The sequence below is a fragment of the Gracilibacillus oryzae genome (genome assembly GCF_009498735.1).
GTDB classification, from domain to species: domain Bacteria; phylum Bacillota; class Bacilli; order Bacillales; family Amphibacillaceae; genus Gracilibacillus; species Gracilibacillus oryzae.
The window spans coordinates 51,901-73,872 of sequence record NZ_ML762426.1 but is presented as its reverse complement, the minus strand read 5'-3'; the positions used below and the strand labels follow the sequence as shown (position 1 = coordinate 73,872).

Below are 21,972 nucleotides of genomic sequence, written 5' to 3'. Positions count from 1 at the left end.
AATGATTCTGCAGCACGTTCTGCCTGCTTGGCATCTTTCCATAATAAAGCAGCAGCACCCTCGGGAGAGATAACGGAATATGTCGAGTTCTCTAACATATGAATATGGTCACCAACACCGATACCAAGTGCCCCGCCACTTCCACCTTCACCGATAACAATGCAAATGATTGGCACCTTTAGACCAGCCATTTCCATTAGATTACGTGCAATTGCTTCACTCTGTCCGCGCTCTTCCGCGGCTTTGCCTGGATATGCACCTTTTGTATCTATAAAAGTGATGATCGGCCGGTTAAACTTTTCAGCTTGTTTCATATGTCGTAATGCTTTTCGATAACCTTCTGGATGAGGCATACCGAAATTCCGATTAATATTTTCTTTAGTATTCTTACCGCGTTGTTGACCAATAATTGTAACAGGTTTGCCGTCAAATTTAGCAATTCCTGCAACGATTGCTTCATCATCGCCATAGAAACGATCACCATGAAATTCAATAAAATCAGTAAATAAATGCGAAATATAATCAAGACATGTTGGCCGTTCGGCATGACGAGCAATTTGGACACGATCCCACGGCTTTAATTTACCATAAATATCATTTTCCAGCTTAGCAAGCCTTGTTTCCATCTTCTCGATTTCTTCAGATAAATCAATCTCACTAACATTTGTAATTCGCTTAAGCTCTTCAATCTTTTCACGTAATTCGACGACAGGCTTCTCAAACTCCAGTACTTGTTTCATCCGGTGCACCTCCCAACTGATGAATTTCCAATATCGTTGCAAGAGTGTCCCGCATCTCTGCTCTTGATATTACTTTATCAACTTGTCCATGCGCCATTTGGAATTCAGCCGTTTGAAAATCATCAGGCAGCTTTTCACGAATCGTTTGTTCGATAATTCGTCTGCCGGCAAAACCAATCAAGGCACCAGGTTCAGCAAAATTATAATCACCAATAGAGGCAAAACTTGCCGAAACCCCACCGGTTGTCGGGTTTGTCATAACAGAAATAAATAGTCCATTTTCCTGATGTAGCCGCTGAATCGCTATAGATGTCTTGGCCATTTGCATAAGACTTAAAATCCCTTCCTGCATTCTTGCACCGCCTGATGCAGAAAATACAATCACAGGAATTTTCTTTTCACGTGCGTTTTCGATTGCTCTGGTGATTTTCTCTCCAACAACTGAGCCCATACTACCCATTCTGAAACGGGAATCCATCACAGCAACCGCTGCTCTAGCACCTTTGATTGTTCCTTCGCCAGTAACAACAGCTTCGTTGAGACCAGTTTTCACACGGTCTTTTTCTAATTTTTCTTCATAATGGGGGAAATCAAGTGGATTACCTGAAATGAGCTTATTATCCCATTCAATAAATGAATCTTCATCGAATAAACAGTTAATTCTGTCATGTGCAGTTATTTGGTGGTGATGACCGCAATCTGGACAGACATATAAATGTTTTTGCCATTCTTTTTGATAATATATTTTTTGGCAATTGCTACATTTTTGCATCAATCCCTCTGGCACATCTTTCTTTGCATTTTCGCTTGGTATAGAAGCATACCGTTTCTTTTTCGCAAATAAATCTTTCAACTGCAAGGATTATTCCTCCTTTTTGAGTACATAGCTTGTACAACTAAAACATTCAATAATCATATGTATATGAATAATATTCTAGAGATAAACCACATTAGTGCATTAACTATTATATTATATCAGAAGGCTTCTTGATGTAAAGTAGTGTGAGAAGAGAGCAGCTTCACCTTATGATTCCTGGCGAAAAACGACATTCTCTTCCCCAAACAGCTCTTTTAATTGCTTTGTCACCGAAAAGCTGTCATCTAAATTATATTGAGAATCTAATTTAAACAATTTTTTCTTGTCTTTTTTGTACAAATAGACAGGAATATTGCCAGCATAATTCTTTGCAATTAATTTAAGTTCTTCCATTCTGTTATCATCTTGGTCCTCTGTCCAATTTATATAGAATTTCCTGTTGCTTGATTTCTGTTTGTCCATGATTAATTGTTCCACTTTTTCCACTATCAGTTGTTTCTTTCCATTGCGTTCATCTAAGCGGCCATCAACAAACACAAATAATTCTTCTTCAAGCCAATGATTCACCTCACGGAAAATATTCGGAAAAATAACGGTATCCAACTCATTTGTTTCATCCGCAATTGTGACAAAAGCCATCGATTCACCTTTCTTTGTTCGAATGACCCTGATGGTTTGAATTACAGCTGCTAGCTTTGTTTTTCTTCTATTCACTGTTAATGCATCTTCGATGGTAATATATCCACGTTCCCTTACATCTTGACGGATTGTTTGTAAAGGGTGTTTGGATACAAAGAAACCAATCACTTCCTGTTCCATCATTAATTGCTTAATAGCAGGAAACGGTTCTTTTTCAACATAGGAAACATCCAGAGATAATTCATCGTCAAACAATGAGAACTGATCATCGAACTCGCCAAACAACTCACCTTGTTCGATCGCATCATCTAAACTCGCAAGGATGGTCGCACGGTTGGGATGTGTTTCATCAAAAGCACCTGCAAGCACAAGTGATTCTATTACAGTTCGTTTTAAATTTCCAGGAATTCGTAAGCAAAAGTCAAAAATATTTTTAAATGGTTCATTTTTTCTGTGTGTCAGAATCTCATGTACAACAGTGTAACCAATCCCCTTAATAACACTAAGACCCATTCTTATCGCTTGCCCTTCCACTTTAAACTTGCCAATACTTTTGTTAATGGAAGGAGGCAGAATAACAATGCCCTGGTTTTTCGCTTCCCTTATATACATTTGCAGCTTCTCCACATTTCCCATTTGCATACTGAGCACCTCAGCGAAAAATACCAGAGGGTAATTTGCTTTTAAGTATGCCAGCTGATAGGCAATCATACTGTATGCCACCGCATGGCTTCTGTTAAATCCATAATTGGAAAAACGGATAATCCAATCAAACACTTCATTTGCCAGGTTTAGAGTATAACCATTTTGTTTACATCCCTGGATAAATTTCTCTTTCTGTGCCAAGATCGCCTCTTTTTCCTTCTTACTTACCGCTCGCCTCAACAAATCAGCTTCACCATAAGAGAATCCAGCTAACTTATTGGCAATTTGCATAATTTGTTCCTGATAGATTAATACACCATATGTTTTTTCAAGGATTGGCTGAAGGTCCTTGTGGATATACTCGACTGTTTCCCGTCCATTTTTCCTGTTATTATATGTCGGGATAAATTGCATAGGGCCTGGACGATATAATGCATTTACTGCAACAATATCTTCAAAGTGACTTGGCTGCATATCTCTTAAGACTTGTTTCATTCCTTGTGATTCTAATTGAAACACACCATTTGTCTGTCCATTTCTTAACAGTTCAAATGTATTTTCATCATTTAGTGGAATTGTTTCGATATCGATTGAAATCTTTAGTTTATCTAATTGCGTGATAATCCGTTCAATCAATGTTAAGTTACGCAAGCCTAAGAAGTCCATTTTCAGCAGACCGATTTGCTCCAGTTCTTTCATAGCATATTGAGTTAAATAGATATCATTTTGTGCCGGTATTACGGGAACATGCTGAATCAGCTGCTGATCACTGATAATGACACCTGCTGCATGTGTGCTGATATGTCTCGGTAATCCTTCTAACCTGTTTGCAATTTTAAAAAATTGCTTCAGCTTATCTGACTGCTTCACATACTCTATTAACTCGTTTGATTGATTTACCAGTGTTGCAAGTTTAGCGTTATGGTCTTTTGGCAGTATTTTCAGGATATATTGCATGTCACTGTCAGGTATGTCCATCGTTTTGGCTAATTCTCTTAATATAGATCTTGCAGCAAACGTTCCAAATGTAATAATCTGTGCTACATGCTCTCTTCCGTATTTCTCGACAACATATTCGATCACCTGATCTCGCTTCTCATCTGAGAAATCAATATCGATATCTGGCATTGTCACACGCTCAGGATTAAGAAACCGTTCAAACAATAAATCATATTGAATTGGATCCACATTCGTAATCCCTAAAATATAGGCAACAAGAGATCCTGCAGCAGAACCACGTCCAGGTCCGACCATGATTTTTTCTTTTTTGGCATAGTGAATAAAGTCAGCAACAATCAAAAAATAATCACTAAAACCCATAGAATGAATGACATCTAATTCATAATTTAATCGCTCGTATATTTTATTCGTTACTTTCTCATATTTATCCTGCAATAATTGCTGACACAGTTTTTCCAAATAATTATCTGCATTTTCTCCATTTGGCACATGGTATCTCGGCAGCAGATGCTGATGCAATGGTAGATCTATCCTGCAGCTCAAGGCAATCTTATTCGCTTGTTCCACTAATTCAGGCCATTCATTATAGACATTTTGCTGCTCAATCTCTGATTCAAGGTGTGAACCAGGATGATAAACAGGCTGCTGACTCTCCCATTTTTCCCCCAGCGCCATTGACCGCAAACAATGGAAAGGTATTCTGTCTTGTTTATGAATATAGCGGATATCGGAGATTGCTACACCTGTTGCTGAGTACTGGTCCAGCACACTTCTTATTGTTGGCCATATCATCTTATATCCAGGATCTATTCCAAAATATACAGATATATTCTCACATGTTTGTATAATCACTTTTATTTTCTCTGGATCTAGTTCATTTTCATTAATTAACGTGTCCATTTTGATGATAAAAAAAAGATCTTCCGTCATTTCTTGAAAATCTGAAAAAGAAAAAATTTTGCCCTTTTGCACTGCTGAGCTTACAGCTAACAAATGCTGGTATCCTTCAAGATTTCGCGCAAGTAAAATGATCTTTATCGGCTGTTCTTCATCAAGATAAACAGTTATTTCCATCCCGATTATCGGTTCGATCCCTGCTTTTTTACAGGCGTTATAAAACGGAACAGCACCATGTAACACACCTTCATCTGTCAAAGCTAAGTGTGTATAGCCTAATTCCTTGGATTGTTGCACTAATTCATCAATTTGAATCATGCTTTTTTGCAAACTGTAGCCACTTTTGACATGTAATTGCGTGAAAGGCATGTATATTCACCTACCGTTCTTTCTTCTAACTATATTATACCCGAAGAATTGCCAAGATGAAATTAAGAAACATATGCAAAGGGACAAGACCATATAATTTAACAATACCCTGATACGAATAGTTGCCGGTACGAGGAGGGCACTTATGGAAGAACGTTTTTTTGCAACAATAATTCAATGTTATTTTATTGCATTCGGTGTAATGATCGGCGGGTCCATTATCGGCAGTATCGGTTCTTTCGCAACAGGTGAGCCGCCATTTACTCAAATGAGCAGAATTGCCAAAGGTCTTCACATATGGGCGATTGTTGCTGCAATCGGCGGTACATTTGACGCCATTTCTAACTTTGAACGCGGATTAACAGACGGCTCCACAATGGATATGGTAAAACAAATCATCCTTATTGTCATTGCAATGGGGGGTGCCCAGACAGCATTATTAATTATTGAATGGTTAATCCAGGAGGAGATTGATTAATGCATATACCTCCACTTTATAAGCGACCAGGATGGCAAAGGTTTCTAGCAGGTACAATGATTGGTACATTGATCGGCTATATTATCTTTGTCTTCATGTTCGGCGAAATGCAACAGAATCTGATTGAAGAAAATTTCACCCTTCGAGGTGAGCTGTTGGAATTGAAAGATACTCATCAGGCATTAGTGGAAAATCATCGCTTATTAGACGAACAAGCGAAAGAAGGAATAAAAATAAATCAGATTACAATTCAATTTACGAATTTAGAAACCTATAAAATAGAACATGACAGAATTATGATTCAGCAATTAACAGAAGCAATTAAACAAGAGGCCAATCAAATGATTGGAAAGAATGTAGAAGAAGTGGCAAACAGCACCGATTTACTCATTCGCGCGATCGAAAACAAAACGATAACGATTGATGATTTTAAATTTCAAGCTACTGTGAAGAAAATGATCGTTATAGAAGAGTTGAAATTATCGATTGAATTAAAGAAAGCTAGCTAAAGAAGCACACCACTTCTGTCACAATGTGCTTCTTTCTATACTTATTCTTCCCTGCAGATTTGTTCCAGGTCTTCCAGTAAATCATCAACCGCATCCCATGTATGTATTTTTGCACCTGATGCTAAAGGATGTCCTCCACCTTCATACTTAGCTGCAAGTATATTTATTATCGGTCCATTTGAACGAAGTCTGACACGGATAACATCTTCCTCCTCGACAAATATAGCCCACGCCTTCATTCCTTCAATATCACCAATCACACCGACAATCGCACTTGTTTCATTTGGTGTCACATCAAATTTCTCCAATATACCCTTCGATAGCTTTATATGACTGACTCCTGCTGCTGAAACTTCAACATTTTGCAAAATATAGCCTTTCAGTCTCGCCATTTTTAAGCTTGTTTTATACATATGCTGGTACATATCTGTACGGTCAAAGTTGTATTCAATTAATTTAGAGGCAATCTGGAACGTTCTATTTGATGTACTAGGATATAAAAACCTTCCCGTATCACCAACAATGCCGGCATATAATAATGAAGCACCCTTGTCTGTCAAAACAAGCCCCTGGTCTTTTTCCTGCTGATATAATATGTAAATCATTTCACTTGTGGAACTTGCCGCTGTATCTATCCATAACAGATCCCCATATGCATCATTGTTTGGATGGTGATCAATCTTTATAATTTCTTTACCGTTTTGAAACCGTTGATCTGATACACGTTCCTGATTCGCCGTATCACAAACAATAACTAAAGCATTTTCAAATAAGTCATCATCAATTGAATCCATACTGGCAAAATATTTTAACCATTCTTCTTCTTCACCTACAACAAAGACATTCTTCTCCGGAAAAGATGCTCTGATAATTTCTGCAAGACCATTCTGTGAGCCGTAAGCATCTGGGTCTGGCCGCACATGACGATGAATGATAATGTCTTGATATGATTTTATTTTATTGATAATTGCTGTTGTATTCATTTTCATCCTCCATTGGTACATTATTTTCTACTTCTCTCGCTTGATTTTTTACTAGCAATTCACAAAACAACAAGGTACAATAAATTTCAGATTATATTAATCCTATTACAGCATTGACAGGAGGTCAACAATTGATTATTTTTCCTATCGTAATTGTCGTTTCCTTTATATTATATGTTTACTATAAAGTGATGATTGTTCGAAGTGGTGATATGCTAATTCAGGAGATAACGAATGCCAAGGCACGGATATCACTTGGACTTTGTATCAGTTTCTTTGGAGCGAATCAATATCTGTTTTACCAGACACGTCTTGCGTTATTTATTGCCATCCTTTTCCTGGTCATCGGCGGAATACAAGGGTATGCAGGATGGAAGCGATACCGTCATTATAAATCAGAATTCAGTAAAAGAGAAACTGCCAATGTGTAGAACACAGGCAGTTTCCTCATAAGATTGCATCGTTGATTCTTAGCGATCAATTAACTGCGCCATTAACATGGCTTTCCCTACCATTTTTCGCTCATGATAGACTTCTACATCTATTTTTGCAGACTTTCTTCCAATATCAATTATCTTGGGCTGAAATACTACTTTTGTTTCTAATTGAATAGGTTTTATAAAGTACACTGTAATATTTTCAACAACTAAGTCACCTTTTTTATGCTGACGTAATAAACTGCTTGCCGCTTCAATAACAAAGGACACAAAAACCCCGTTCGATAATGTACCTAACTGGTTAGTCATTTGTGGTGTAATTTCTGCTTCAAAAGTTGTTTTAGAAGGATCAAGAGACGTGTGATCGAAATAGTTAGAGACAATATCATCAATCGTTTCCCCAACTTGCGGCTGTTTTTGAATATGCTGTAGCGCTTTTAAAACATCTTGTCTGGAGATTAATCCTTCTAATTGATGATATTGATCAACAACTGGCATGATCTCTATCCCTTCCCATACCATCATATGGGCAGCATACGCAAGAGAGGTTTCCTTCATGACTGTCAGCGGGCTTTTTGTCATCACTTTTTCAATCAACATCTCATCTCTTTTGCCTATAACATCTTTCGAGGTAACAACCCCTACCACTTTTTTCTTGTCATCAACAACTGGATATCTGCTGTGTGTAGTTTTTTCTTCCCATTGATGCCATTTGGATACGGTATCTTTTGTTGACAAATAATATGTCTCTTCCTCTTTCGTATAAATATCCCCAACTAACACTATTTCCTTTTTAATTAATTGATCATAGATTGCCCGATTAATCATTGCCGCAACCGTAAATGTATCATAGCTTGTTGAAATAATCGGCAGTTTTTTTTCATCTGCCAGCTTCTTGGCATTTTCGTCTGTATCAAATCCACCTGTAATCAGAACAGCTGCTCCTTCTTTTAATGCTAATTCATGGGCCTCTGTTCGATTTCCAACGATCAGTAAGGAATCTTTCTCCGTGTAACGCATCATGGCATCAAGCTTCATTGCACCAATGACAAATTTGTTTAAAGTCTTATATAAACCGTCTCTGCCACCTAAGACCTGTCCGTCCACAATACTTACAATTTCAGCGAATGTTAAATTTTCAAAATTTTCTTTTTGTTTTCGTTCTATTCTGATTGTCCCCACACGCTCTATTGTACTAACCAAACCTTTATTCTCTGCTTCTTTAATTGCGCGGTAAGCAGTTCCTTCACTTACATGCAATTCTTTCGCAATTTGTCTGACAGAGATTTTGTTGCCTACTTTTAAAGATTCGATAAAAGACAATATTTGTTCATGTTTTGTAGCCAATAGCAGCTCACCATTCTTTCATCTGTACTAATATATTTTCATCTATTGTTATTATACAGTTACAGGCGAAAATATTCAATTTATTATTGGTCTAATATGTAATTTCATCCATAATTGACATTCTGTTTTATATTAAATGTATGCGCTGTACCATTATGGAAAACATTCATAAATGGCTGATAATACTTAAAAGAATTAATTCGAATGACAGTTAGCAACAGACATATTCATTTATCCGGGAATCTTTTTACAAGCCAGAGCATAGTCAATAGATCCTGCAGGAAAGTATTAACGACTGATATTATATAAAAACATACTAAGACAAAACTATTTTATTGCGACAAAACCCGAACTTTAACTAAAAAGTTCGGGCTCTTGTTCATCAGAAAGTTGGTTCATATGTCGCTCCGTCAAAACACTTCGCTTTCCGCGGGAGTCTCTGTGTTTTGACTGCGCTTCGTATGTGCGTTCATCTCTTGATTATATTATCGTTCATATTTTGGGCTAACATTATTAGTTATGTCCCGGCCTCTCTGTGTGACTAGATTGTGACAGATTCTCCTGGTTTTAGAGCGATACCTTTACCAGTACTAACTTTCCTGGCGAAGTCATCTCCATCCTGTTCAATTAATGGAAACGTATTGTAGTGCATTGGAACAACGTTTTTTGCTTTTACCCATTCAGCTGCAATCAAAGCATCCTCTGGTCCCATTGTAAAATTATCTCCAATTGGTAAAAAAGCGAGATCTATATCATTCATGTCACCTATTAGTTTTAAATCAGAGAATAAGCCTGTATCTCCTGCGTGGTAAACAGTTTTCCCTTCTGCATAAAATAAAATTCCTCCAGGCATCCCGCCATAAATCTTTTCACCATTCTCATCAGTAAACATCGAGCCATGAAAAGCCTGGGTGAATTTCACTCTACCAAAATCAAAGTTATGAGATCCGCCGATGTGCATTGGATGGGTATTTAAACCTCTGGATTCTAAATATACCGCTAATTCATTAGGAGCGACAACTAAACACTCTGTTCGTTTTGCGATACTGATCGTATCCCCTACATGATCATTATGACCATGGGTTAATAAAATTACATCAGGATTTTCTTCGTCTGCCTTAAGATCACACAATCCATTATCTGAAATAAATGGATCAATTAAAATAGTATGCTTTGCTGTTATTATCTTCACAACAGATTGGCCATGGAAAGATACACGCATTTATACACTACACTCCCTTAATTTTTATCTATTTATTTTATACCCATAATCTGGTTGGATTAAAACTGAAAAATAGCTCCCAATTAAGATTTTTGGTTTAGTGCTAGAACAGTAAAAAACCCGGCCAATAAATTGACCAGGCTCAATTATGCTATGTAATCGAAGCACCGATAACAAAAGCAAGCCCTACAGACACACCTAATGAAATAATACCGACAGCAATATTATTATCCTTTAATTGCTGTTCCACAGAAAACTTTCTTGTCACCAATTCAAAGATTAAATAGGCAATCATTTGCAGGATTACACCATATGCGCCCCAAATAAATGTCTCCCAGACCGTAATGCTGTGATAAATCGCAAATGCAAGGACAATACAAATACCAATGATCTTTCCAGTAATTGATAAGGCTACAGCTTGATTACCTGCCTTAATTTCATCCCAGTCTTTATATTTCGTTGTTAACCACTCAAATATTACCAACCCGATAATAACAATAATAATTGCTGCAATAAAGTAAACAAATGTCGATATAAATGGTTGCATTCTTAAAAAATCCCTCCTTTAATTATTTTCCTGAGCCAGGTCCCCCACCGCGGAATGAACCCAAGCCTCGGCTTGTTGAATTAGTTGCGCCACTTTTATTATATGATTGTCCTGAAGTATAACCACCATAACAACCACTTGTTTGACATGCTGAACGTCTTTTCTTCGCCCAGTCATCTACATCCAGTACATCGTCTAAAATACGTATCGCAAAATAGGTTGCCAGGAAGTTCGGTGAATAGTTATTACGTACAAATTCATCACTGGCTACTTCAATATAAACAACATTATTTAAGTCTTCTGCATCCTTCAAAATTACAAAGTAATCCGGATAAATTAATATTTGCTGATTATCAATGTAATCACTAATTTCTTCCGGCTGATTTATATCCTGAAATATGGATGCTAATTCTTGAACCTCAAATTTATCTGTTGCATAAATATTTGAATTGGTATTCTCGCCTGCAGCTGTGTCTACAAGATTGAAGTTATTACCAATTAACATGTCTATTTCGGTAGTATTGCTGTTTCTTAAATTATCGGTGATTTCCTCTTTTGTTTCTTCAGTTTCAATATCTTCTATCGAGACAGATGAAGATCCATCAAATGCTGATATGTTCCCAAACTGATCTTGACCACATCCAACTAATAAAATACATAGAAATAATCCGCTAACAATTAGTAGCTGATGTTTCACTCACTCACCTCCTCTAATTTAATATGCTTCTTAAAGGAAAGAAAGAACCTCACAAAAAAGGAAGGCTCTTTCTTATGTTCTGCTCATCTTGTTATTCTTTGCCCATCTTCTTTTTCAATGCAGCCAATTCGTCATCAACACCGCTATTCTTATCTAAATCTTCAAATTCATCATCTAAACTTTTGCTTGAGGAAGAAAGATCTTCACTTGTTTCTGCTTCTGCTTCGAAACGCATCACCTTTTCTTCCATACGCTCAAATCCGCGTCTGGATTCATCAGTTCCAATATTAGACATTGCTCTGTTCATTTTTGTTCTTGTTTTCGCAGATTCTGCACGTGCTTTTAACGCATCTTTCTTCAGTTGCATTTCCTGGTATTCTTTCTTCATTTCATCCAATTTATCACGTAACTGATCTGCATCACGCTTCGCACGTTCCCAAGATTCTAACAGCATATTTGCTTGCTGCTGTTGGCTGTTCTTATCTTCTAATGCACGCCTTGCCAGATCTTCATTTCCAGCTTCAATTGCTTTTTCTGCCTGCTGTTGGCGTTTCTCCACAAGTGCTTTCGCATCATCCGATTTACGCTTGAGCATTTTTTCATTAGCGATTTGTTTGGCAACAGATGTCTCTGCTTCACGAATATCTGATTCCATTTCGCGCATAAACTGGTCCAGCATTTTTACCGGATCTTCCGCCTTGTCTAACATTGCATTTAACTCAGAACCTACAACTGTTTTTACTCTTTTGAAAAATTGAAACATTTTTATATTCCTCCTTAATTTGTACCTGCAATAATTTTTATTTCAAATGACTGGATCGGATAGCCGTAACTTGCTTCGACTTCACTTCCCCAGTCTTCTAAACTGATAAAATGTTCCTCATCATCATCACAATATTCGGTATATTTCATCACATGGCCAGTAAGGTTACTGCTGCGGCCTTCTCCCCGAATATTCGCCTGACCACTTTCATCAAGAAAATAAGTAATACCTTCATAATCAAATCTTTTTGGATAAGAGCTTGCTTCTGGTAATTGAATTCGTTTGTAGATACCCAATTCTAATTCATCATCCATTTCGACTGCCAACCATATGGTATCTTCCACCCCTAGTAATTGGTAGCTGATCCATTCATAATTTCCTTGACGGTAGATAATCTTACCAACCACTTCATAATCAGCCAGATCATATTCAATAATATCACCTATCTGAATAGATAATGGATCTCTTTTTCTAACAGTTGGCTTTTCTTCCTTTTTGGAAAAAAGCTTTGAAAAAAAACCCACTTGATGCACCTCTTTTCATTCATTTACTATCCTGTTCAAAAGCAGTAATGTTATTTCAGGTTGTTACTATTATGTACGATCATGTTTTAAGAAAGTTTCAGTTTTTTGAAAAAAAAATAAAAAATTAGCGATTCTGGTGAATGACATCTAATCCGCCGTTTATATCAATAACGGTTCCTGTAATCATATCGGAATTATCTTCACATAAATATAAAACCGTTCTTGCAATATCTTCACCTGTTCCAGATCGGCCAATTGGGGTATTGTTGTCTGCTGATTCACGACTTTGTGCAATCGTCGCCTCTTTCATGGTACCATTAATATCACCAGGTGAAATCATATTTGCCGTAATCCCATTTTCTGCTTCTTCATATGCGATCGTTTTGGTTAACGAAACTAATCCTACTTTCGCTGCGGCAAAAGCTGACCGTTTTACCCAGCCGCTGGCATGTTTTCTCATCATTGGTATAACATGTTTTGCCAGATAGAACATACTGCTTAAATTACCGTGAACCATTTCTTTCCATTCTTCTTCTGTATGATCAAGCAATTTTTTTCTGTCAAAAATAAATGGTCCTGCATTGTGAATAAGATAATCAATCGTGCCAAATGTTTCATATGCCTCTCTAACAGCTTTTTCAATTGATTCTTTATTACAGACATCTGCTTGAACAATGTGGAGGGGATAATGTGTATAAAGATCTTTTATTTGTCCAGCTCGTTCCTCATCCCGGAAGTAGGTGACAGTAACAGAATGTCCTTGTGCAAGCATTGCTTCTGTTACCTTCTTACCCAGCCCTTTTGTGCCTGCTGTAATGAATGCGTGACCCATTTTCTACCTCCTGTCATTTCCATAAATACTCTCCTTTCTATCGTACAATAAGCTTACTTTTTTTTCTAATATTAACAGATGCAAAAAATGATAATTTTATGTTAAGCGTCATAACCAGAACCTTTGTTTCACATTCACAAAACAGTGGTATTAATAAATATAGAAAATTTGTTTAAAAACTTCACATGAAAACGTATACATTATATAATGTAATTAATAAGAGAGGAGTGATCATCATGGCATTCGAATATCATCGTATTCTAGTTGCTGTAGATGGTTCAGATGCATCAGAATTGGCGTTTAACAAAGCGGTTGACATTGTTCTGCGGAATAATGCAAAAATGTTCCTGGCTCATGTTATAGATACAAGAACAATTACAACAGTAGCTCCAGAGGTCTATGATCAGACATTAGCTGCTCGTTCAGAAAATTATGCACAATCACTTCTAGATGAGTATAAAGAAAAAGCAAGCAAGAAAGGTGTAACAGATATCGAAACACATGTTGAAATCGGTTCGCCGAAAATAAAAATCCCAAAAGATTTAGCAAAAAAATATGAATCAGATTTAATTATATGCGGGGCAACAGGAATGAATGCTGTAGAACGTTTCCTTATCGGAAGTGTATCAGAAAGCATTACCCGCTATGCCAGCTGTGATGTTCTGGTTGTTCGGAGTTAAGATATAGAATCATGTTTATAAGATGCTTGGAATGCAGTTTTCTATTAGCAATGTAACTTTTCAGCTTATTTCATAAGAGGCTGAGACAAAACTATTTTATTGCGTCAAAACCCGAACTTTAACTAAAAAGTTCGGGCTCTTGTTCATCAGAAAGTTGGTTCATATGTCGCTCCGTCAAAACACTTCGCTTTCCGCGGGCATCGCTTCAACTTCCTCAAAAAAGCAAAAACCGCTTTTTCTGCGGGATTTTCAGCTGATGCTATTCCCACAGGAGTCTCCGTATTTTGACTGCGCTTCGTATGTGCGTTCATCTCTTGATTATGGTATCGTTCGTATCTTGGGTTAACATTATTAGTTAGTTCCCGGTCTCTTTTATTAGATTTACTTCGCGTCTGTTAAACGAACAACATCTCTTGCAATCATTACTTCTTCGTTTGTCGGGATAATAATGACTTTTACCGGAGAGTGCGGGTAATTTATAAATGTTTCTTTTCCGCGAATATTGTTTAATTGCGGATCCCAGTAAACACCCATAAACTCAAGTCCTTTTAATACACGCTCCCTAATTGTAATACTGTTTTCCCCAACACCTGCTGTGAAAATAATCGCGTCAACTCCATGCATTCTTGCTGCATAGGAACCAATATATTTGTGAATTCGTTCTGCAAATACTTCTAATGCTAACTCTGCACGATGATCTCCTGCATCTGCTTTTTCCTGAATATCCCGAAGGTCACTGGAGAAGCCAGATAGTGCAAGCATCCCGCTTTTCTTATTTAATACGTTCATTACTTCATTAGCCGATTGTCCTGTTTTTTCCATAATGTAAGGAATTAATGCAGGGTCAATATTTCCTGATCGTGTACCCATCGTTACACCAGCTAAAGGAGTAAAGCCCATTGATGTATCGATTGATTCACCATTTTCGATCGCTGCGATACTTGCTCCGTTACCTAAGTGGCAAGATAATAGACGCAATTGGTTTAATGGGACACCCATTAATTCTGCTGCACGCTCAGATACATATTTATGTGAAGTTCCATGGAAGCCGTATTTACGAATTCCATATTTTTCATAATATTCATATGGTAAACTGTATAGATAAGACTGTTCTGGCATTGTTTGGTGAAATGCCGTATCGAAAACAGCCACTGACGGTACATTCGGCAATACTTCTGCAAATGCCCGAATACCTGTTAAGTTCGCAGGATTATGCAATGGTGCTAATTCAGAAACTTCTTCAATTTCTTCAATGACTTTCTCATCTATTTTTACTGAATCATTGAACTTCTCACCACCATGAACCACACGATGTCCTACTCCATCGATTTCATCTAAGCTTTTAATTACACCTGTTTGTGTAAGTTTGTCCAACAGCATTTTTACAGCTTGCTCATGATTTGGAATATCTTCTGTTACCTGGTCTTTCTTATCATCATATTCGATAGTAAAGATAGAATCATTAATCCCTATTCTTTCGATCAATCCAATTGCTAGAACTTTTTCCTCCGGCATTTCGATCAATTGAAATTTTAATGATGAACTACCTGCGTTTATTGCCATTATTTTACGCAATATTTTCCATCCTTTCGTTCCTCTTTTTCCTTCAAAATTAATTGAAATTTAACATTCCCCACTCCATTTAACCACCCTAAGAATAAGTTTGCAACAAGGAGCTTGAATGTTACCGTTTCCTTAGCAAAATTTTATATTTTCAGATTATTCCCCATATTCTGAAATAAACCACGCATCTATTTTTCTTAAAATTTCTACCGTTTTAGCTGCATCTTTAAAGGAAGGCAACTGTGCCATCAATGTCTGTTTAGGTGCATTTGTGTTCTTCCCTTTTTTCTGCAATACTAAAATACTTTTTGCATGATTTTCTGATGAGAACATGGACAAGGGCAATTGCAACAGGCTGACAATGTGTACATGTTTAAGTAAAAATTTATGTAGTTGTTCACTCTGATCACTAGTAAATAAAAAGTTTGGGATAAGGAATAATAAATATCCGCCTTCTTTTGTATAGGTTAAACTCTGTTCAATAAAAAGATGATGAGAATAGGAATGACCTTCTGCTGCTTTTAACTCATATTTCATCGCCTGCACATCATCCGGGTAGTAACCGACAGGCAAATCCCCAATGGTCACATCTACAGGTTCAAGTAAAAGTGGTGCTAAACTGTCCTGATGGAAAAATTCAACCGATTGTTGTTGTAAGTTTGCGCTTTCCACAGCTAAACGAATTAATGTTGGATCAATTTCACTGCCAAATCCATTTACATCTGCTTCTACTTGGTTCATAACTGCAGTTAACAGGTTGCCTGTTCCGCTCGCTGGATCAAATAAGCGAAATTGTTTATATTCCTTCATTAACTTTTGAAGAAAATATCCGATAAACATCGCAACCGAATCAGGAGTGATCGTATGCTGTGCTTGAGTAGAACCTTTCATTCCTTTAATTAAAGCTAATTGAATTGTTTTGCGGATCTGTTCATTTGTTACTGTTTGCTGTTCAAACTGTTCCGATAGATTATCAATGTCCGTTTTTTGTTTATCTGATACCTTGCTGCTTTGTCCACCGTTCACTAAATGCAGCACTTCTGCCAGACTTTCTAAGTATGTTAGATCAAGTGAATTTTGTACATCTATAGTTAATGAATCTAAATGTTCAAATGCTTTCTCTACTGTAAATTCCATTGTTTCTCCTCCACCTTTTCCTACCTTTTTCGTTTGTAAGTGAAATCCACTGCCTTTTCTATTATGAAGGCAGTGGATTACAAAGTCTACTTACACGTTTTTATCGATAGTTCCTGCTTTTTTCCTCATCTTTGTCATTATTAGAGCTGTTTTTGCTATCGCCTTTCATCATCCCCATGATTTGATCAATAAATTGCGGCCCCTTATCTAACATCTTCTCATAGACACGTGTCGATTCATTCAGTGTAATTAATTCCACGCCAGATCGATTGGCAACTAAGAATGCTGTAGGGGTTATGGAGACACCACCACCACTCCCACCGCCAAACGGGATAATCATCTCAGATCCCTGGTCCTGTGATTTTTGATTCTGACTCTGATTTTGATTCTTGCCAAGGAATTCACTTCCTCCTGCGGCAAACCCGAATTTCACTTTTGATAATGGAATAATAACACTGCCATCTGGAGCGTCAATTGGCTTTCCGATAGCTGTATCGACTTCGATCATTTGTTTTAAATTCTCCATTGTTAAAGACATAAAGCCTTCCAATGGATGTACATTTTCTTCCATTATTATTCTCCTTTCGTTTTCCAACGTTTCCATACGCGCATAGTTTTTCGCAGTTTCCATGAAATCATACATTGTCCGTCACTGTGAATCACTGCTTCTTCAAAGTTTGCAGATAATCGACAGTCACAAAGTCCCTTATCATGTAACTGGGCACTAATGATTGTAAAAAAAGTTTGCAGCATACCGTATAATACGGCGGTTGTATCAGGTTCACCTGTTCCGACGATAGTTTTTGTTTTCAGCATCTCGAAGCGTATATTTTCGATTGCAAATTTATGTACATATTTTAAATGTTTGAGTTGAATATGTTTACTAAGGTTATTCTCATTTTCGTTCAAATTCTCTAAATCTTTTTTCATAATTGTAAAACCTAAAATTCTCAACTGTATATCTAATTGCTGTTCTTCTTCCGTAAATGACCAGTCAATCATAGCGTATACCCGAAGAACCCCTATAAGCACCAAAAATATAATGAGGAAAGCGATAATAATTATTCCAATGATTAACATAAGATCACCACCATCTTTATTCTTTACTAAGAATGGGTATATTAATCAGAGGAAGTAATTTTTTGTATACTTTCCAATAGGACAAATGAGGAAACCATGATAAGATGGATTTAAAAACGTAGGAGGGACAAGCTGTGAATAATCGAAAAAATGTATTTTTTTACTATGCAAAAAGTGATGAATTAGAAGAAAAGCTTTCACCAGTATTTGAGCATGTCGAAAAGAGCGGATTTTCTATTGTGAAAGAAGCTAAGGATGCAAACATCGTAGTTAGTGTTGGTGGTGATGGAGAGTTTTTGCAAGCAGTAAGACACACTGAATTCAGCCAGGATTGCCTTTATGTAGGGATGACAAAAGAAGATGAAGCAGGGCTGTATTGCGATTTTCAATTAGACCGTTATGTTGATATGATCCATGCAATGAAAGATGAAGCAATTGAAGTTCGCCGTTTCCCAGTTGTAGATGTAACGATAAATGGTGAGTCTACTTTTCATTTTTTAAATGAAGCCACCATTCGTTCTGCGATTATTAAAACGATAGTGATGGACGTTTACATAGATGAAGCACATTTTGAAAGATTCCGCGGGGATGGTTTAATTGTAGCGACACCTACGGGAAGTACTGGTTATAATAAGTCAACAACAGGAGCTGTAATAGACCCGAAAATCCCTTGTTTCCAAGTATCAGAGCTCGCTTCCATTAACAACAACCGTTATCGTACATTAGGTTCTTCATTTATTTTAAATCAAGACCGTACATTACGAATTGAAGTAATCCAGGATGGAAATGATTATCCTATCATTGGATTAGATAATGAAGCATATTCGATTCGAAATATAAAATCAATTACCATTAAATTAAGTGACAAACGCATCAAAACAGTCAAACTTAAAAATAACTCCTTCTGGGATCGGGTAAAACGTACTTTCTTATAGATCAGTGAGAGTATGCCAGACGTTAAGCGCCATGATAAAATGCAGTTCCAGAGTAAAACGGAATGAACGAACAAAGGCGCAAGCGCCCGTTTAGAGACGTAGCGAGTGGAGCGAATCAACTGAGATAAAGGAATCACGGTGAGGTAACGAACCGATGATGACTTATCGTAGGGCGATTTCGCGAAGTCGCCTAGTCTCTGGGCGCTGGAGCCGGACGTGGCCGTTTCTGTCAGCGAATATTATATAGTCAAAATTTTATACTTTCTTTACTGATAAGAAAAGCGCAAAGCGCCCGTTTGCCCCGACAAGCTTAAGCGAAACTGCGACGTGGCGATCTTTGCCACATAGCAGGATCGCTTAAGACCTCGAGGGGCAGGCGCTTGGAGCTAGACATCTCCGTTTATACTTTCTTTACTTATCAGCAAAAAACCGGGTCCAGTTATCTGACCCGGTTTTTTTCAATCTTTTTATACATCCATTCACCGGCTACAACTGTTCCTGCGACTTCTACTTGATCAATTCTGTCAGGCTCAATCGAAAACAGGTCCTCTGTCAATATGGTGAAGTCTGCCACATAATCTTTTTCTATGATGCCCCGATCATGTTCATGATTAATAACATATGCACTTCCTTTGGTATAAAGGGAAATTGCCTCATATACAGATAATTGTTCACTTTCTCCATACGTATTGCCATCAATCGAAGATTTCCTTGTTACAAAAGCTTTTATCCCGTTTAAGGGACTTACTTCTTCGATTGGAGCATCAGAACCTGCTGCACAAGCAATATTCTCGTTTAAGAAGGTTTTCCATGGATAAGACTGTTCTGCCCGTTTTTCACCAATTCGCTCGATGACCCATGGGAAATCCGATGTGACAAAGGTTGGCTGAATATCTAGTACAACATCAATCTCTTTTAAAAGTTCGATTACTTCTTTATTCACAATTTGAGCATGGATAATTCTGTCACGATAATGATTTGTCAGTGGATATTTTTTCAACAAGTTTGCTACTTGCCATACTGCCATATCACCAATCGCATGTACTGCAATTGGGTGATTAAATTCTCTTGCCTGCTGAATTAACCGCTCTAACATTACCTCCGAATGTATGGGAATGCCTGCATTTTCCGGATCATCTTCATAAGGTTCACTTAACCATGCTGTTCTCCCGCCTAATGCACCGTCAGAGAAGACTTTCATTGCACCTAATGTCGTATAGTCGCCACCATCTCCATAACGATAACCAGCAGAGATCATATCATGGAATACATTGTGATGAACTAACAGATGGGCCCGAAATTTAAATTTATGTGGCAAAATTGATCGAAACGCTTCTAACGTTGATGAAAATCCGCTGTAATAAGCTAAGTCTTCTGTATGACCGCCAACAAGCCCTTTGCTTAATAAGTCCTTTATTGCCGTTTCTGTTGTTTTTTCTAATTTCTCTTGCGATACTGCTGGCACAATATTCTTCACAAGTTCCTGAGCCTGATCCAACAGATAACCTGTAGGCTCACCATTCTCGTAACGAATGATTCTGCCACCCTGAGGGTCTTTTGAAGCTGCAGTAATATTCGCTAATTCTAACGCTTTTGAATTCACAATCACTGCATGTCGGCAAATCCTTGTCAACATAACAGGATTGTCAGATGTCAGCTGATCTAATTCCCGTTTATCAATGATTCGTTTATCCTGCCACTGGTTCTCATTCCAGCCATCTGCAATCAACCATTCATCCTTGTTTAACTCTTTTACTTTCTTCGCAATAGCATCTAAAACTTGTTCAGCTGATTCCATCATCGATAAATCAACACGCAGCAGTTTCTCTCCATGACCAATTATATGTAAATGACTGTCAACGAAGCCTGGATACATTATATTTTCTTTTAAATCATTTATTTGTTTAATCTTATCCCGATAATTTGTTTTTAATTCTGCTAATGAACCAGTTGCTATGATCTTTCCCTTTTCTGTATATACTGCCTCTACTAGATCATCTACCTGCTTCATTGTATAAATTTTGCCACCATACCATAATGTCCCCATACATTTCCACCTTCTAGCCTCTAATAATCAACTTGTTTATAAAGATAGCAGAAACGATAACGAAAGAAAAGGATAGTGTTTTTACACACTATCCTTTCACATATCTTATAATTATTGATTTACTTGTGTTGTACCACTTAATTGTTGTTCAGCCATTTGGACAAGACGTTTTGTAATCTCTCCACCTACTGAACCATTTGCACGAGAAGTTGTATCAGCACCTAAGCTTACACCAAATTCTTGAGCGATCTCATATTTCATTTGATCTAATGCTTGACTTACTCCTGGGACTACTAATTGATTTGAGCTGTTGTTATTTGCCATGATATTGTTCACCTCCTCTTCGTACAATAGTATCTTGTACAAAAGGGGGGGATAACATGCAAAAAATTTAATGGTAGTTCTTGCTAACAGAACCATATTCCCAGTTAATGTTCCGCTCATAAAATGCGCCTTTGATCAGTGATGATTTAACGCTGTGTTAAAACCAGACTATCTACTGAATAGCTTATAATAAGTCATCTAGTGGATCACTTGTATTCCTGTCTGCTGATATTGTAATTGTTTCTATATTATTCAATATATCCTCTACATCTTGTGTAAAATCTATCGCATTTTCAAATTGCTCCACTTTTTCTAATCTCGGCTTAGTTTTTGGGGATTTCGGCACAAAAACAGTACAACAATCTTCATATGGACGAATAGAGATAGCATACATATCAATTCGTTCAGAGATTGCCATAATCTCATCCTTATCCATTGCGATAAGCGGGCGAATAATAGGATAATTTGTTACAGCATTAATGGCATGCATACTTTCCATCGTTTGACTTGCTACTTGACCAAGACTTTCTCCGGTAATCAATGAAAGAATATCCTCTTTTTTGGCAACAGCTTCACTAATTCTCATCATCATTCTCCGCATTACAGTCATAGAGTAACCATGTGGAACTTCACGGTGAATCTTCTGTTGCAATGCTGTAAATGGAATAATATGAACTTTAATGCTTTTCCCGTAATAGGCTAATTTCTCTGCAAGGTCCAAAACTTTCTCCTTGGCTCTTTCACTTGTATAAGGAGGGGAATGGAAATGAATTGCTTCTAATTCGACTCCTCGCTTCATT

At 37.3% G+C, this 21,972-nt stretch carries 23 protein-coding genes; 5 read left to right on the top strand and 18 right to left on the bottom strand.

Annotated elements, in window-relative coordinates; all coding sequences use genetic code 11:
- The 3 genes from accA to dnaE all read right to left on the bottom strand — a co-directional run.
- The coding region (gene accA / locus F9U64_RS05675) for an acetyl-CoA carboxylase carboxyl transferase subunit alpha (protein WP_228275596.1) at positions 1-740 on the bottom strand (740 nt) is incomplete at its 3' end.
- Positions 718-1,599, bottom strand: coding sequence for an acetyl-CoA carboxylase, carboxyltransferase subunit beta (accD, locus tag F9U64_RS05670; protein ID WP_153402047.1), 882 nt, complete (start codon positions 1,597-1,599; stop codon positions 718-720). The genes accA and accD, both read right to left, overlap by 23 nt.
- Before the next feature lie 165 nt (positions 1,600-1,764).
- A complete protein-coding gene (gene dnaE / locus F9U64_RS05665; protein ID WP_153402046.1) occupies positions 1,765-5,067 on the bottom strand; it encodes a DNA polymerase III subunit alpha in 3,303 nt (1,100 codons plus the stop codon).
- Positions 5,068-5,212: 145 nt separating this feature from the next.
- Between dnaE and F9U64_RS05660 the strand changes: the two genes are divergently transcribed.
- Positions 5,213-5,545, top strand: a complete 333-nt coding sequence (locus F9U64_RS05660) for a sporulation membrane protein YtrH (protein ID WP_153402045.1) — start codon at positions 5,213-5,215, stop codon at positions 5,543-5,545.
- Entirely contained in the window at positions 5,545-6,054 is a 510-nt protein-coding gene (gene ytrI / locus F9U64_RS05655; RefSeq protein WP_153402044.1) for a sporulation membrane protein YtrI, read from the top strand. The genes F9U64_RS05660 and ytrI overlap by 1 nt, the downstream gene beginning before the upstream one ends.
- Positions 6,055-6,095: 41 nt before the next feature.
- Here the strand turns inward: ytrI and F9U64_RS05650 are convergent, their stop codons facing one another.
- A complete protein-coding gene (locus F9U64_RS05650) occupies positions 6,096-7,043 on the bottom strand; it encodes a DHH family phosphoesterase (RefSeq protein ID WP_407647295.1) in 948 nt (315 codons plus the stop codon).
- Between the two features lie 125 nt (positions 7,044-7,168).
- Here F9U64_RS05650 and F9U64_RS05645 point away from each other — a divergent pair, with 125 nt between their 5' ends.
- Positions 7,169-7,468 (top strand): YtpI family protein, encoded by a 300-nt coding sequence (locus F9U64_RS05645; RefSeq protein WP_153402042.1) that lies wholly within the window; start codon positions 7,169-7,171, stop codon positions 7,466-7,468.
- 39 nt (positions 7,469-7,507) lie between these two features.
- On the opposite strand, the gene F9U64_RS05640 is transcribed toward F9U64_RS05645, so the two are convergent.
- From F9U64_RS05640 to F9U64_RS05610, 7 genes are all read right to left on the bottom strand, one after another.
- A complete protein-coding gene (locus tag F9U64_RS05640; RefSeq protein WP_153402041.1) occupies positions 7,508-8,821 on the bottom strand; it encodes a DRTGG domain-containing protein in 1,314 nt (437 codons plus the stop codon).
- Between the two features lie 541 nt (positions 8,822-9,362).
- Positions 9,363-10,043, bottom strand: coding sequence for a metal-dependent hydrolase (locus F9U64_RS05635; RefSeq protein ID WP_153402040.1), 681 nt, complete (start codon positions 10,041-10,043; stop codon positions 9,363-9,365).
- A gap of 151 nt (positions 10,044-10,194) precedes the next feature.
- Entirely contained in the window at positions 10,195-10,590 is a 396-nt protein-coding gene (locus F9U64_RS05630) for a DUF350 domain-containing protein (RefSeq protein WP_153402039.1), read from the bottom strand.
- Positions 10,591-10,612: 22 nt separating this feature from the next.
- Positions 10,613-11,287, bottom strand: a complete 675-nt coding sequence (locus F9U64_RS05625) for a DUF4247 domain-containing protein (protein ID WP_153402038.1) — start codon at positions 11,285-11,287, stop codon at positions 10,613-10,615.
- Positions 11,288-11,378: 91 nt separating this feature from the next.
- Positions 11,379-12,050, bottom strand: coding sequence for a PspA/IM30 family protein (locus tag F9U64_RS05620; protein WP_153402037.1), 672 nt, complete (start codon positions 12,048-12,050; stop codon positions 11,379-11,381).
- Between the two features lie 14 nt (positions 12,051-12,064).
- Positions 12,065-12,574 (bottom strand): DUF4178 domain-containing protein, encoded by a 510-nt coding sequence (locus F9U64_RS05615; protein ID WP_153402036.1) that lies wholly within the window; start codon positions 12,572-12,574, stop codon positions 12,065-12,067.
- Between the two features lie 124 nt (positions 12,575-12,698).
- Positions 12,699-13,406, bottom strand: coding sequence for an SDR family oxidoreductase (locus F9U64_RS05610; protein ID WP_153402035.1), 708 nt, complete (start codon positions 13,404-13,406; stop codon positions 12,699-12,701).
- 236 nt (positions 13,407-13,642) lie between these two features.
- Between F9U64_RS05610 and F9U64_RS05605 the strand changes: the two genes are divergently transcribed.
- Positions 13,643-14,086, top strand: coding sequence for a universal stress protein (locus F9U64_RS05605; protein WP_153402034.1), 444 nt, complete (start codon positions 13,643-13,645; stop codon positions 14,084-14,086).
- Between the two features lie 381 nt (positions 14,087-14,467).
- Here F9U64_RS05605 and F9U64_RS05600 read toward each other — a convergent pair whose 3' ends face one another.
- From F9U64_RS05600 to F9U64_RS05585, 4 genes are all read right to left on the bottom strand, one after another.
- Positions 14,468-15,661 (bottom strand): acetate kinase, encoded by a 1,194-nt coding sequence (locus tag F9U64_RS05600; RefSeq protein ID WP_153402033.1) that lies wholly within the window; start codon positions 15,659-15,661, stop codon positions 14,468-14,470.
- Positions 15,662-15,805: 144 nt separating this feature from the next.
- Positions 15,806-16,786, bottom strand: coding sequence for a class I SAM-dependent methyltransferase (locus F9U64_RS05595; protein ID WP_153402032.1), 981 nt, complete (start codon positions 16,784-16,786; stop codon positions 15,806-15,808).
- A gap of 100 nt (positions 16,787-16,886) precedes the next feature.
- On the bottom strand, positions 16,887-17,357 hold the full coding sequence (gene ytfJ, locus F9U64_RS05590) for a GerW family sporulation protein (RefSeq protein WP_153402031.1): 471 nt from the start codon (positions 17,355-17,357) through the stop codon (positions 16,887-16,889).
- A gap of 2 nt (positions 17,358-17,359) precedes the next feature.
- Positions 17,360-17,866: a hypothetical protein gene (locus tag F9U64_RS05585; protein WP_153402030.1), complete on the bottom strand. Its 507-nt coding sequence runs from the start codon at positions 17,864-17,866 to the stop codon at positions 17,360-17,362.
- Between the two features lie 134 nt (positions 17,867-18,000).
- Here F9U64_RS05585 and F9U64_RS05580 point away from each other — a divergent pair, with 134 nt between their 5' ends.
- Positions 18,001-18,801 carry an NAD kinase gene (locus tag F9U64_RS05580; RefSeq protein ID WP_153402029.1) on the top strand — a complete coding sequence of 267 codons (801 nt, stop codon included), beginning with the start codon at positions 18,001-18,003 and terminating at the stop codon, positions 18,799-18,801.
- Between the two features lie 439 nt (positions 18,802-19,240).
- On the opposite strand, the gene F9U64_RS05575 is transcribed toward F9U64_RS05580, so the two are convergent.
- The 3 genes from F9U64_RS05575 to F9U64_RS22850 all read right to left on the bottom strand — a co-directional run.
- Positions 19,241-20,848 carry an amidohydrolase gene (locus F9U64_RS05575; RefSeq protein WP_153402028.1) on the bottom strand — a complete coding sequence of 536 codons (1,608 nt, stop codon included), beginning with the start codon at positions 20,846-20,848 and terminating at the stop codon, positions 19,241-19,243.
- A gap of 111 nt (positions 20,849-20,959) precedes the next feature.
- Positions 20,960-21,172 carry an alpha/beta-type small acid-soluble spore protein gene (locus F9U64_RS05570; protein ID WP_153402027.1) on the bottom strand — a complete coding sequence of 71 codons (213 nt, stop codon included), beginning with the start codon at positions 21,170-21,172 and terminating at the stop codon, positions 20,960-20,962.
- A gap of 184 nt (positions 21,173-21,356) precedes the next feature.
- A partial coding sequence (locus F9U64_RS22850) for a tRNA sulfurtransferase (RefSeq protein ID WP_407647292.1) occupies positions 21,357-21,972 on the bottom strand: 616 nt, incomplete at its 5' end.

Excerpts from the sequence above, each read along its gene's own strand:
- F9U64_RS05570 (WP_153402027.1), bottom strand. The coding sequence starts at position 21,172 with ATGGCAAATAACAACAGCTCAAATCAATTAGTAGTCCCAGGAGTAAGT.
- ytrI (WP_153402044.1), top strand. The coding sequence starts at position 5,545 with ATGCATATACCTCCACTTTATAAGCGACCAGGATGGCAAAGGTTTCTA.
- ytfJ (WP_153402031.1), bottom strand. The coding sequence starts at position 17,357 with ATGGAAGAAAATGTACATCCATTGGAAGGCTTTATGTCTTTAACAATG.
- dnaE (WP_153402046.1), bottom strand. The coding sequence starts at position 5,067 with ATGCCTTTCACGCAATTACATGTCAAAAGTGGCTACAGTTTGCAAAAA.
- F9U64_RS05610 (WP_153402035.1), bottom strand. The coding sequence starts at position 13,406 with ATGGGTCACGCATTCATTACAGCAGGCACAAAAGGGCTGGGTAAGAAG.
- F9U64_RS05585 (WP_153402030.1), bottom strand. The coding sequence starts at position 17,866 with ATGTTAATCATTGGAATAATTATTATCGCTTTCCTCATTATATTTTTG.
- F9U64_RS05660 (WP_153402045.1), top strand. The coding sequence starts at position 5,213 with ATGGAAGAACGTTTTTTTGCAACAATAATTCAATGTTATTTTATTGCA.
- F9U64_RS05595 (WP_153402032.1), bottom strand. The coding sequence starts at position 16,786 with ATGGAATTTACAGTAGAGAAAGCATTTGAACATTTAGATTCATTAACT.
- F9U64_RS05605 (WP_153402034.1), top strand. The coding sequence starts at position 13,643 with ATGGCATTCGAATATCATCGTATTCTAGTTGCTGTAGATGGTTCAGAT.
- F9U64_RS05575 (WP_153402028.1), bottom strand. The coding sequence starts at position 20,848 with ATGGGGACATTATGGTATGGTGGCAAAATTTATACAATGAAGCAGGTA.
- F9U64_RS05635 (WP_153402040.1), bottom strand. The coding sequence starts at position 10,043 with ATGCGTGTATCTTTCCATGGCCAATCTGTTGTGAAGATAATAACAGCA.
- F9U64_RS05620 (WP_153402037.1), bottom strand. The coding sequence starts at position 12,050 with ATGTTTCAATTTTTCAAAAGAGTAAAAACAGTTGTAGGTTCTGAGTTA.
- F9U64_RS05630 (WP_153402039.1), bottom strand. The coding sequence starts at position 10,590 with ATGCAACCATTTATATCGACATTTGTTTACTTTATTGCAGCAATTATT.
- F9U64_RS05650 (WP_407647295.1), bottom strand. The coding sequence starts at position 7,043 with ATGAAAATGAATACAACAGCAATTATCAATAAAATAAAATCATATCAA.